Genomic DNA, 13,767 nt, shown 5'->3' on the forward strand with positions numbered 1-13,767 from the left:
GGTTTTTGTATATTTTTTCTATTAATAAATATATTAACTCATTATCTGTTTATATATTTATCATTTCTTAATCTTCTTATAGCTACAAGCACTAGCAAGGAAATTAATAGAATAATTGAAGTTACAACTACTCCACTATCCCCAGTCTTAGGACTTGTTTTGGTGTTTGAATCCTTAGACTCATTCACTTTAACATTAGTATCTTTAGAATCATTTCCTCTTGTATTTGAGTCAGCTTCTGTCGCAAATATATATGGAGAGAACTTGTCTGATTCAAAAGTAACTATATTGTCTTCCAATGTATAGTCTAAGACATCAAATTTACCATCATGAATCCTATATACTAGTAATGTACTATTTTCTTTTAAGCCCAAATTAGATACATCAACTTTAATTGTTTGTTTTTCTTCAAATTCATGTTTTAATTCTTTTGAAATCTTGTATCTAAAGTAGATATCTTTAACAAGAGTCTTATAGTTTTTACCTAGTTTATCGGTCAATTCCTTGTCTAAGTCAGAGTTTAATTCTGCAACCTTTTTATCAAGGTCTTTTATAAACATTTCTAACTCTTCTTCCTCTGCAGGTGTCAATGGTGTTAGCGGGATGTCACCCTTATCTTCATCTTCCTCTGCAGGTATTAACGGTGTTAGCGGGATATCTTCCTTGTCCTCATCTTCAATTGGTTCTGAAGGGTCTAATGGTGTTAGTGGAATGTCTTCTTTTACATCTTCTACAAGAACTAGTGAAGATAAAAAAGCAACTTCCAACTTACCATTTGTCACTTCTATAGTTTCTAATCCTTCCACTTTAGCCATTTGATCTTTTACTAGCACCTTATATTTACCATTAGCTACTTGAATTTCCTTACTTTCGTCGGATGCATTGTAGGCTAGGTATAGATGTTGGCTTGTTTTTTGATAATCTTTTAATTCGTATGCAATTAATTGGTCTTCTGCATTTAATTTGTTGAAGATTCTATCAATTTCAGCAAAGTCTTTAGTGTCAAATATGTCATAAGATTTTCTGATTTTAACTATTTCTCTGAAGTATTCTACATTTGCTCCAAATTCTTCAACCCTATCCCAATCGATCCTATTTACTTCGTCACTTGACTTGTATGAGTTGTGGTCTCCACCCTTTGTCCTTGCAAATTCTTGACCTGCATGGATAAATGGAGTACCTTGTGAGAACATTACAAGAGTTGTTGCTAGTTTGTGTCTCTTTAATAGGGTTTGGTCATCTTCATTTGGATTAGTAAATTTCAACTTATCCCATAGGGTTAGGTTATCATGAGCTTCTACATACTGAATTAGCTGGTTGGCTGACTTATATGTCTTAAGTCCCTTTCCACCTCTAATATTTTGAAGTAAAAATTCTTCCTTACCTAGGGCTCCATTTACAAATCCTGGATCTGTTTCTTCAAATACACTACCCTTGGCAGCATCTCTTAAGTCATCATTGAAGAATGCTACCCTATCAGAAATCTTACCTGCATTTACCTGAGTTGCTCTTTGGTCTTCTGGAATACCCATATCCATATTCCAACCTTCACCTAAAATGAAGATGTTTGGATTTATCTTGTCTAATTCTTCCCTGACTTCATTTATAGTTTTGTAATCATGGGTTCCCATTAGGTCAAATCTAAATCCATCTAGGTTATATGTGCTTGCCAGGTATTTAGTTGAATCAACGATGAATTTTCTCATCATGGCTCTTTCTGAAGCAGTTTCGTTTCCTACACCTGTACCACCTAAGAAGTTACCCTTAGCATCTTGTCTGAAGTAATAGCCAGGAACTATCTTATCGAATGAATGTTGATCTATACCCGCAACGTGGTTGTATACAACGTCCATGATTACTCCAAGATCATTGTCATGTAATTTGTCAATCATCTTTTGGAATTCATTTATTCTGCTAAATGGATCATAAGGATCTGTACTATATGAACCCTCTATAGCATTGTAGTTCACAGGATCGTAACCCCAGTTAAATTGCGGTTCATCTAATCTTGTTTCATCTACTGAATGCTTGCTGTAGTCATAAACAGGTATAAATTGAACATGGGTTACACCTAAGGACTTGATATAGTCTAAACCTGTAATTTGTCCACTTGGAGTCTTTGTTCCTTCTTCAACAACACCTAAGAATTTTCCTTTATTTTTTATTCCACTATTTTCTTGTATAGATAAGTCTCGTACATGAAGTTCGTAGATAATTGGATTTTTCGCATCCTTGTCAGAAATCTCTTTTGAATCTGTCCTTTGAGGATTTACAACAACCCCTCTTTCACCATTTACGGTTACAGATTTTGCATAAGGGTCGATAGCTAAGGTCTTTGTACCATTTACATCTACATTAAACATGTAGGCTTTACCTATTTGGTCACCTTCTAATTTGTATGACCATACTCCCTTTTCATTTCTAGTCATTGGATATGAAGTATATTTTTCTTCATTTACCAAGTCTTTATTTTCTGGACTATTTGCAACAAATCTACCATCGTAAACCACAAGCTCAACATTTTTAGCTGTTGGAGCCCATACCTTGAACTCTGTAGATCCAGGTGTATAGATAGCACCCAATTCTCCATCATAGGCATACCTGTCTTCAAATTCTTTGCTTTCAAAGATCTTGTGTAGTCTTGATGTTTTATTAAGTTCATATTCTACATCTTGGTCATTTTCATCTTTGACAGATAATTTTAATTGTATATCTATATTTTCATCAAGAGGAAGGTCTTCTTTGAAAGTTATAACAAATGATTTTGAATTATCCTTATCATTTCCAGTACTTTCTATACTTGCAACCTTGTCTTTGATATCTTTACCTGCAATTTCTAAGCTATAGTCTTCAAGGATATCATTTATATTAGCTTCCTTAGTTAAAACTAAGTTAGCCTTTCTAAATTCATCAACTGTGAAGCTATCAATTAGAGTTTTAGCCATTCCATCAGTTGTGAAATCTTCTTGACCTGATTTCAAATAAACATTTTGTGGATTTTTGGTAATTGTCACAAATCTATCCTTATCTACATCTTTTCTCCAGTCATCTGCGGACTTACTTCCTTTTACTATAAAGCCGATTTCTTCTACATCTTTATCTAAGGTAATTTCAGCAATCTTTGTATCACCTTCTTTTCTAGTAAATGGATGTCTTTCACCATTACCACCCTTAGGCCATACATACATTTCCCATTCGCCATCTTGTGGATCTTCGAAGTGGAAAATTACCTTTTGTGCATCTGGATCTTCAGTTTCTAGGCTAGGATCTTTTTCTACCCTGAATACAGAAGTTCCGCCCTTAGAGTTGGCAGGTATGGTTATTTCAACCTTGCCATTTTCAGCTATATATTCTTTATTATCGTTGTAAATATCTATTAGTTTATTTCCTATATTTTTGTCAAGACTGAAAGTTACCTTTTGGTCTTGGTCAGAGATATTTAGACCTACCAATAGGCTTTCTCCATCATGAGATCTCTTAAATACAGAAACATTGACATCTGTATGCAGACTTTCTCTATCTCCTCTTGAGAATACCTCTGCATTTTCACGTCTAATATTGGTAATCTTTCTATAGTGGTCTAATAAGTCATTATTTTCTACTTGGTCCCACTTGAATGATTGCCTATTTTCACCCATCCTATTTACAGAGAAATCAGCATTTTTACCTGACATTCCTATTTCTTCACCATAATAAATCACAGGTTGACCCTTAGCTGTCATTTGTAGGGAAGCTGCAACTTTCAATAAGTCTTTGTTTCCATCTATTCTTGTAGCTAAGAAACCATCCTCATCATGAGATGATAAGAATTGTCCCAATTGGCTTATATCAGTTATAGCTTGGTTTCTTTCTTGAAGTCTCTTTTCAACTCCAGCTATATCACCCTTAACAAATTTTTCTGCTATAGATTTGAATTCAAAGTCTAATACAGAGTCCATCATACCATTAGCTAGATATCCACCGTTGTTATCAGCAGATGCACCATAGTATTCACCTATCATCTTAAAGTCAGGTTTAATATCCACTAATGCATTTTTCAATTCTTTCCATGTATCATGTTCAACATGTTTTACGGTATCTATTCTGAAGTAGTCAATAGTATTTCCCTTGTCTGTGGTTAAGGTCTCTAGCCAATCACTTTGCCACTTAACAAGTTTTGCACTTACTTCTGGGTCTTCAGTTATGAAATCTGGTAAACCAGCTAGTTCTCCAGTTATATCATCTGAACCTGGATTTGTTCTAATCATATCTTCAAATATTGGGTCTTCACTTGTTCCATAACCAGCATGGTTTAATACCACGTCAACCATTAATTTAATGCCATTATCATGTAATACATCAATTAACTCTTTTAATTTTTCTACATCACCTAGTCTAGGCTCTAGTTTTGTAAAATCTTTTGCCCAATATCCATGGTATGCATATTGTCTATCATTGTCAGCTGCTCGCATGTTTTCATCGATATTATCAACTATAGGTGTAATCCATACTGTAGATATACCTAATTGTTTTAAATAGTCAACCTTATCAATAATTCCTTGGAAGTCTCCTCCATGGAAGGCTTCTAAGTAGTTTGGATCGTATGAGTCGTCATTATTAGGATTGTTATTTGTCTTATCTCCATCAAAGAACCTATCTGTCAGCATGAAGTAAATTATTTCTTCATCCCAAGCAATAGTTTCTTTGGTGTCTGTTGAAGCTAAGATATTTAATTTAACACTTGTCTTATGTTCTTTTTCATAGCTATCAACTACTACAACTTCAATTTCCTTTTCACCAGCTTCAAGATCTAGTGGTAAGGCTACATTGTGTTTTAATAGGTCTGTAGCAACAATAGATTTACCTTGTTTTAGATTTTTTAAGTCTAAATAAACTTCTTTTATTTCGTGGTTTTCTGGATTGTTGATTTCAATATCTACTAATACTGATTCTCCAGCCTTTGCTTCTGGCCTATTAATAGACGCTTTTACACCAATATGTGTATCTATTAATCTTACATAAGATTTATCATCTTTAATATTTGATACATCTTTTAGACCTTTTTCAGTCTGTCCACCTTTGCTTACATCAAAGGTGTAGATATAGTCGAAGCCGGGTTCAGCATTTTCTAAAGTATATTCATATCTTTCATTTTCTTTTGAATAGGTCATGTCGAAAGATCCTAAAGATTCTTCTTTACCATATTCAAGATTTTTCTTAATTATATTTATCTTTGCACCATCAAGGGTGTCCATTTTATTTTCTTCATATAGGTCTAGGTCCCTATAATAGAAAGTAATATTTTCATCATTTATCTCTGGTCCTTTTAGGTAAGGAACAGTCTTAAATTCATCTTTTCCGCTTTCTATAATAACTTTAGTTGTTAATTCTAAAGCATTAGGATCAGTACTAATACTTCTATCTACATCTTTATTAGGATCTTTTTCTGCCCAATCGTCACCTTCAACAGATTTTCTAACAATAAAGCCTACATCTGTTGTAGTTTTTGCTATTGGAAATACGGAAACATTATTATCAAAATCTTGTCTTCCATCAGATAAACCTGATGACCATAACCATAGGTTCCAGCCATCGTAATTTTGGTCTTCTCTTAAGTAGGTTACTTGTACTTTTCTTTGTTTTGGTTTTGGTGTGTTTTCATCTGGTTTTGATGTATAAACTGTATCATCACCTTGAAGAATCCAAAATTCACCAGCATTTTCTCCTTCAGCTATATTTACTTTCCTATCAGCTTCTTTGGCGTCCCATGATCCTGGTCTAGTAATTATAGTAATTTTATCTAAAGGTAGATTAAATTTAGCTCTGGCATAGCCATCATTTTCTTCAGTAAATTTAACAGCTCTACCATATAAGCCTTGGCCGAATACCCACATATCCCAATCCATTTGTTTACTATCATCTCTCTTATAGTTGATGGTGTATTCAAACATTTGAGATAAAACATTTATAGTTTTTTCAGTCTTTTTACCTTCAAAAGTACTTACTAGGGTTACTTCTTTTACATCAGCATCTTCGCCAACAATAAGTTTGTTAGCTTCTAATTTGACTCCTTTGTAGGATTCTTTAAGTTCATAAGTAGCTGCAACTTCTGCTTCACCACCGTCTTTAGTGACATTTACAGTTTTTAAATCTAGACTACTTCCACTTTTAACGGAATCATCGGATACTATTTTGATGCCTTCAACTACATATTCTAAGTTGTCTCCATCCATCCAATCTCCGTCAATAAAAAACTTGTATTCATACTTACCTGCTGGTAAGTTTAAACTTTTACTGAATAGGTTGTTATCCCCTTTTTCAAGAGTAATATTTTCTCGATCCCACTCATTCATGTTACCAGCCAAGTTTACTTTTTTAGTATCTTGATTTCCCTGGTAGGTAAAAGTTGTGATACCATTTTCGGTTTTCGGTTCTAAAGACTGGGCGTCTACATTTTTAGCTCCTACAGGAAATATTCCTATAAGAATGGCGAATATTAAAAATATAGACATTAGTCTTCTGTTTTTAAACTGCATACAATCCTCCTTAATATTTTCTTGACTTGATTATAGTATGAAAAGCGTTACCTGTAAACGCTATCACCATTTCTGGGGTTAGCCATCATTTGAAGTACTATATGTAAATTTCAACATTTTATGCAGGTGTTCTCTAAATCCTTTTTGTTAATTTTATGTAATAAAGGAAAAGTATGTCAGAAATTAGCTATTTATTACCTACAAAAAAAGAGAACTATTTCTAGTTCTCTTAAAATATTTTATTTATCATCAAATCTTGTATTATAACCAGGGTTTTTATCTGGTCTGTAGGCATTTGGATATTGTTGGTCTGTTGTAACATCTAGAGAATTATTCTTAATCATCTTGTATAGTTCATAAGGATTTTCAACCCCTATCAACCTTATCCCTCTAACTGTATAACTTCTATCTCCATCAGAGTAGCTCTGATCTGGTGTAAGAGCTATGGTTCCCCTATTAAATATCTTACCAAATAGATCAACATTTACATTTAATTTATTAATCTCTTTGTACTCTATACTTTGTATATCTCTGCCTATAATTCCAGATTCTATATAGATCCTCAAATCTGTGATGTAGTAGTTCACCTTGAAAGATTCAATAAATCTTTTAATTGGTATTATTATAAAGGCACTAGCTACTATTACAAATATTAAAATAGGAATTAAAGAGAACAAACTAAAGGATCTGCCAAACATATTATCTGGAGACATGGCAGGTAAGTTTCTAAACTCGCTTGAAAACATAAAAAAGTTTTTTCCTACACCTATGAATATTGTTGCCCACACTATAAAAAATAGAAATGCAAATATACTAAATCCGTTAAACAGATACATAAATTTGTGCGGCTTACCCTGCCAAAGGATTTTTTCATTATCATCTATGAAATAAGGTTTCATATTAACTCCTTAAAATTTCGATCGTCTTTTTTCTACTTTTTTATAATATTAAATATTATACCTATATTATACCCAGTTTTTACGAAAAATTACCTTTTATTTCTTTTTAACCTTTCCTTTTTAGTTAACTTTTTTTCTTCAAACTTCTTGAATTTAAGTTCTTTATTCTTATTTATAAGGTATCTTTTATATAGTTCACTTGATAGGTCTCCATTTTCAATAGCTTTTTTTACAGCACAACCAGGCTCTGTTTCATGCTTACAATCATTAAATTTACACATTCTACTTAAATTATTAATTTCTTCAAATAAAATATCTTCATCAATCTCTCTACTAGTTGAGATTGTTTTAAATCCTGGAGTATCTATCAAGTAAGAATTTGTTTTCTGTAAATAATATAAGGTGCTTGATGTTGTAGTGTGCTTACCTTTACCATCACTTCTTACATCTTGAGTAGCAACATCTTTTTTTGATAATAAATAATTTGTTAATGTTGACTTTCCAGCTCCAGATGAGCCTACTAAAATTGCAGTTTTATTTTCTTTAAATAATAATTTAATATTAATTAAGGAATTTTCGTTATATATAGAATATGGTCTAACCTTCACATTAGGATATACTTCCTTAATCATCTCAATAATCTTCTGACTATTATCATCATAATCACTTTTCGATATTAAAACTACTATTTCCTCAGCCATATTTCCAAAAGTCAATAAATATCTTTCAAATTTTGATAAAGTAAATCTTTGATCAGCTGCAATTAGTATAAAAATTTGATCTACATTTGAAGCAAGGATTTGTTCATTATCATTATAGCTATAGTCTTTTTTTGTAGTATTCGCAGCCTTACTCACAATTGACATTCTTTCATACGATTTTTTTATATAATTTTCATTATCAAATTGAATCAATTCTATAAAATCTCCAACAACTAAAGAATTATTGATATCAGTTATATTTATATTTAAAATATTATTTTCGTCATTTGCTATTTTAAAATCTGTCCTACTTTTATTTATAATTCTATACATATTTAAATCTTTAGACAGATTATTTATATTAACATATTCTTTTATCCCATAATCAATGTTCAATGCTTACTCCTATAATTTTATAATGTCATCTGTCATATTTTTTATTTCTTGCCTTAATAAATGAGTAACCATAATCACAGTCAATTCTTTATTAGAAAATATCATCTTTTCAATTTCTATTGCGGCATCATTATGAAGCGAAGAAGTAGCTTCATCAATTAAAATAACTTTTTTGTCTCTCAGCAATCCTCTAGCTATAACAATCCTTTGTTTTTGACCACCTGAAATATTTTTACCATTCATACTTATTAGTGTATCAATGCCATTTGGTAAACTATTAATCCAGGATTCCAAACCTACTTCTTTTATAACCTTATTTAATCTTTCCTCACTTATATCCTCAGATAAGAGTATATTTTCTCGTATACTTGCATTAAATATATGTGGATTTTGATTTAAATATATTATTTTACTCCTAATAGATTCTTTACTTATATCCCTTATATTTTTACCATCCCACATTATTTTTCCATCATATTTATTTAGCTTACCAATTAGTATATTTAATAATGTAGTTTTTCCTTTGCCTGATTCGCCTAATATTACATATTTCTTATTTTTTTCAAAATTATAAGTAAAATTATCTAAAATATTTGTCTTATCATTATAAGAGAAACTTAAATTCTCTACTTTGATAGAATCTTGTAGCTTGTCAATTTTTAATAATTCTAAATCCCTACTTTCAATAATTGAATCAAACTTTTCGAATATCGGATTTAATGCTTTCATTTCAAGTAAATTTGCCGAAAATCCTGTTAAGCCTGAAAATATAAGTGCTGAGAAATACTGAATTCCACTTATGGCTCCTATTGGAATTACACCATTAAAAAATAAATAAGCAGTCTGAGTAAAAAGTATTACTTGACTTACTAAACTTGTCCCATTTACAGCACTAGACATTTTTCCAGTTATATCTGCATAAATATATTTTTGTCTAGCAAGTCTTCTAGAAGAGTAATTCACCCTATTAAGCATATATTTTTCTAAGTTAAGGAATTTTAGATCCTCATACCCATTAAAAATATCTGTTAAATCATTGGTTAATCTTTCATTTTCGATGCTTACATTTTCCATCTCTGTTTGTACTTTTTTCTTAAAAAGTTTTGGTGCATTGATAACAAATACAGCTAAAATAAGCATTGTAAACAATATGGAGTAATTGAAATATATGGTTGCTATAGCACTAAATATGATCGAAACTACTTGTCCAATTACATAATTTAGCACATCAAACCCATAATCATTTATGATTGAAATATCATTAGTTAACCATGAAATATAAGCTCCTGCTTCTTTCTTAGCGTACTCCTCATAGCCAGTATTTATTAGCCTTTCTGTAACATCTTTTCTTATCTCTATATTAGATTCTTGAACCCATTTTTGATAATAAATTTTCATAAAATAGATTTCAAATATCCAAATAGTTATATCCACTATCATCAATATAAGCCATGTTTTAAATCCATCAATATCTTTATTGGATATATTGGTAATTAATTTGGCGGTTGAAAACCCCCAAAAAACAACACAAAATTGTTCTAATATGTTTAATAAAATTATAATTGAAGTTAATTTCCATTTTTTCTTTAAATAATATAAAAAATTCATCCTCTTCCTTTATTCGTTTTTATACTTCAATTTTCCTTTTATTATTTAAATATTCAAATACTAATAAAAAGAAAATTATATATTCTACCCCTGTTAATTTTGATATGCCTAACCAATAAATAATCAAGCCAGCAATAATTAACTTAATAATAATACCTAGGTACTTGTGCATAGTTTCCTCCTTATATTTGAATACCAAAACAATTTATAGTGCAAAATTTATATATGTTTCAATATCATTATTATTCTTTAATAGTAATTTATTTATATCAATCGGTCAATATATTTATACAATTCATCTTGATATGTATAGATTTTTAATAAAAAATCAACCCTCTCAACAAATCCCCTACAGTCCTCTTCCCCCAATATCTTTTTATATGGTATCCATAGGGTCTAAATTTTATTTCAATATTCCCCTCTTGGTCAGTTCTGTAGATTTCAATATTTTTATCCTTTAGTCTAGACAAAACTTTTGGATTTGGGTGGCCATATCTATTTTTATAACCAGCAGAAATCAAGGCTTTAGAAAATTTGTTATTTTCCAAAAACTCTTTTGATGTCGAAAATTTTGATCCGTGATGGGATACTTTCAAGAAATCAATTAGTCCCTTGGTCTTTATATTATTCTCCTCTTCTCCTATATCTCCAGTCAAAAGAAGCTTGTATTTAAATATATGGGCAAGGATGACAGCTGAAGTCTCATTGCTTTCTGGGTGGTTGGGATTTACATATAAGACTTCTAAATTTAAAGGATAAGAGTTAAATTTATCATTGGATTTTATAGGGTAAGTTTTGAAATCATCTAAATTATTGGCATAAATTTTTCCTATCTGAATCTTATTTACTAGGTAATATAGGTTGCCCATATGATCTATATCAGGATGGGATATAAAAACATAGTCAAGCTTGTAGACTCCATTTTTTATTAGGTACTGGTAGATATTTTCTCCAGCCCTTTCCTTATTTAAATAATCGCCACCTGTATCAAATAGGATATTGAGATTTCTATCCCTGTAAAGAATGGCATCGCCCTGACCTATGTCGATAATATTCACTGTAGCCACTGGAATGGCTAACTTAACTAGCATAAATATTCCTGACAAATATACTATATATATTTTTTTCTTCCTCTTTAGATGGTAGATCAAAATCCTATAATTAAAAATTATGTATATAAAGATAAAATACAAAACGGTTGCTTTTAGGGACAAAGACGGAAATGACAGCCAGAGGTTTTTTCCCAGATATTCCATAGTTTCCGCTAGAAAAATTATTATGTCAAAGCTTGGATTTATAATATAAGACAAAAATCTCAAATTAAAAATAACTAGTATAAATGATAAAAACAAAATCCTAGACATGATTGGTACGACCAATAAATTTGCTACAAAAGTAATCAGGTTAAACTTATTGAAATATAGGGATAAGAATGGAAGTAGGCCTAATTGAATGGCAAGATTTCCAAGGATAAAGTCTGGAGTCTTTTTGAAGATCCTACTCAAATTAGGACTTATATAATAAATAGCAAATACAGAAGCGTAAGATAAATAAAAGGCTGCTGAGTAGATGTAAAAAGGATTTATCAAAAGACAGAGGGTCATGGCAACCAGCATATCATTTATCCTATCCTTTATATTTAAGGTATAAATAGTTAAAATAGATAAACCATACATGATAATCGACCTAATAAAAGATACAGGAAAATCTACTATATAGCCATAAAAAATAAGTAGGCTAATTATAAAAATAGAATAATACTTCTTGTTCAAATATAGCCTTCTTCCTAGATGGTCTAAAAGTCCAATAAGTATGCTTAAGTGAAGTCCTGATATGGCTAAAATATGAGCTAGGCCTAAGTTGGTAAAGGACTCAGTGATTTCACCACCTTTATCACTTGATAAAAGCATTGACTTCACAAGACTTGCACCCTGCTTAGATAGATTTTTATCTATTCTTTCAGTCATGTAGGATTTTACCCCATACTTCCACCTAGCTTTATGGCCGACCACCTGCACCTTGGCTTTCTTGATTTCATAAAAAATCTTTTTAGACCTGTAATATTTACTTTTATTAAAGCTTCTAAAATTATTATAAGACCTGATTTTCTCTAGTCTTCCTCTGACTTCTACCATATCCCCTTCTTTAAGGACCAGGTCATTATAAAATATATAAGTGTTCGAATTCGTCTTTATAAAATAAAGCCTATAGTCATCAGTTTCTTTTACTTTAACAATCTCTCCCCTAAGGTTAATCCATGTCTCATTAATATATTGGTCGTTAAAACCCGTAAGCATATAACCTATAATCAGGCAGAAAATAAAAATAATGGTATTTTCCCTATATTTTGTATAGAATATAAATATGAGTGAAATAGACAAAAAGACAAATACAAGGTCTATTAAAATAAATTCATGAATTAGAATCCCTGTTATTAGAGCCACAAGGATTAATAAAATGGGTCTTTTCATAGAATCTCCTGGAGTTTAATATGAATGTTTACATTAATGAATTAAATAGTAGAATAATTAAAAGAAAATTTATAAATAACAAGACACACCTAGTTAGCAAGGAAAATATTCTTCTTGACTATAAGAAATACAATATAGAGGAAGAAGAGGTATTTGTAAATGACTTTCCTGTTGAAGAAATATATGAGTCAAGCCTAGGCTTTGCCATGGTGGCAGACTTCAAGGCAAGTAATGATAAGATCAAAATTTATGTTGATTATGATAAGAGGATTAAGATCTTAGAATCTTTAACTTTAAGACTTCTTATCAAAAACACATTGGATAAATATTTTAATCTTAAAACTTCAAATTTTTACACTAGCTCAGATGAGTCTTATTTTGAAATAGATGATATTTATTTTGATGAAGACGCAAATACTATCTGTGATATACTTACAAAAAATATCAATACTTACCTATCTTACAATCTTGCTATAAGGTCAAATAAAAAGAAGAATAAAACAATGGTAAATGGATTAATAGATACCGAGTATTTTCCTTATCACTTAAGTAGCCTTAGTGAAATACCTAAATTTAATATAACAAGATATAAAATTATAAATAAGGCTTTGAGAATCTATTACTCTACAAGATAATTATATACAAGGGGGACGACTAAAAACTGTCAAAATTATTACAATTTTGACTTACCTGTCTTCCTCCTTTTTATTTTATTATTTCCTTAATTTCAGCTAATTCTTGAGATAACTTCCTATATATTTGTCTCATCTTCCTATAATAGGTTGAATGAGAGCAATATAATTCATTTGAAATTTCTTCCACATCCATTTCATACTTATATCTCATATCTATCAAATTCTTTTCCTTGTCATTTAACCTATAATACAACAAGTCTCTAATTATAATCTCAGTCTGAGCATTTTTAAGTCTTTCCGTCTTTTTGTTACTTTCTAAATATTTCACATCCGACTCTTTTAAATCATTTCTATACATTTCTATATAATCTAAATTTTTGTTATAATTCCTAAAATAATTTTTAACTTCTCTTACATTTACCATGTATTGTATCCAGGGGTCTTCCCCCTTATATCAGAATTATTATACTCAAAAATTTATAATAAGAATCAAAACTACCAGCTTAGCTGGTAGTTTGCACAGCGCCTATAAGGCGCGAATA

At 30.7% G+C, this 13,767-nt stretch carries 8 protein-coding genes; 1 reads left to right on the forward strand and 7 read right to left on the reverse strand.

Annotated elements, in window-relative coordinates; genetic code table 11:
• Window positions 1-41: 41 nt before the first annotated feature.
• From pulA to Q0U66_RS00845, 6 genes are all read right to left on the reverse strand, one after another.
• On the reverse strand, window positions 42-6,515 hold the full coding sequence (gene pulA / locus Q0U66_RS00820) for a type I pullulanase (RefSeq protein ID WP_297376479.1): 6,474 nt from the start codon (window positions 6,513-6,515) through the stop codon (window positions 42-44).
• Between the two features lie 239 nt (window positions 6,516-6,754).
• Window positions 6,755-7,414: a PH domain-containing protein gene (locus Q0U66_RS00825; RefSeq protein ID WP_297376481.1), complete on the reverse strand. Its 660-nt coding sequence runs from the start codon at window positions 7,412-7,414 to the stop codon at window positions 6,755-6,757.
• 89 nt (window positions 7,415-7,503) lie between these two features.
• A complete protein-coding gene (gene rsgA, locus Q0U66_RS00830; protein WP_297376483.1) occupies window positions 7,504-8,511 on the reverse strand; it encodes a ribosome small subunit-dependent GTPase A in 1,008 nt (335 codons plus the stop codon).
• A 9-nt stretch (window positions 8,512-8,520) separates the two neighbouring features.
• A complete protein-coding gene (locus Q0U66_RS00835; protein WP_297376485.1) occupies window positions 8,521-10,119 on the reverse strand; it encodes an ABC transporter ATP-binding protein in 1,599 nt (532 codons plus the stop codon).
• 19 nt (window positions 10,120-10,138) lie between these two features.
• Window positions 10,139-10,291 (reverse strand): hypothetical protein, encoded by a 153-nt coding sequence (locus tag Q0U66_RS00840; protein ID WP_297376487.1) that lies wholly within the window; start codon window positions 10,289-10,291, stop codon window positions 10,139-10,141.
• Window positions 10,292-10,436: 145 nt separating this feature from the next.
• Window positions 10,437-12,590 carry a DNA internalization-related competence protein ComEC/Rec2 gene (locus Q0U66_RS00845; RefSeq protein ID WP_297376489.1) on the reverse strand — a complete coding sequence of 718 codons (2,154 nt, stop codon included), beginning with the start codon at window positions 12,588-12,590 and terminating at the stop codon, window positions 10,437-10,439.
• 20 nt (window positions 12,591-12,610) lie between these two features.
• Here Q0U66_RS00845 and Q0U66_RS00850 point away from each other — a divergent pair, with 20 nt between their 5' ends.
• Window positions 12,611-13,225 carry a hypothetical protein gene (locus Q0U66_RS00850; RefSeq protein WP_297376491.1) on the forward strand — a complete coding sequence of 205 codons (615 nt, stop codon included), beginning with the start codon at window positions 12,611-12,613 and terminating at the stop codon, window positions 13,223-13,225.
• A 70-nt stretch (window positions 13,226-13,295) separates the two neighbouring features.
• Here the strand turns inward: Q0U66_RS00850 and Q0U66_RS00855 are convergent, their stop codons facing one another.
• Entirely contained in the window at window positions 13,296-13,649 is a 354-nt protein-coding gene (locus Q0U66_RS00855; RefSeq protein WP_297376493.1) for a hypothetical protein, read from the reverse strand.
• Between the last annotated feature and the right edge of the window lie 118 nt (window positions 13,650-13,767).

It is taken from the genome of uncultured Helcococcus sp., from assembly GCF_946998255.1.
Classification (GTDB): Bacteria; Bacillota; Clostridia; order Tissierellales; family Peptoniphilaceae; genus Helcococcus.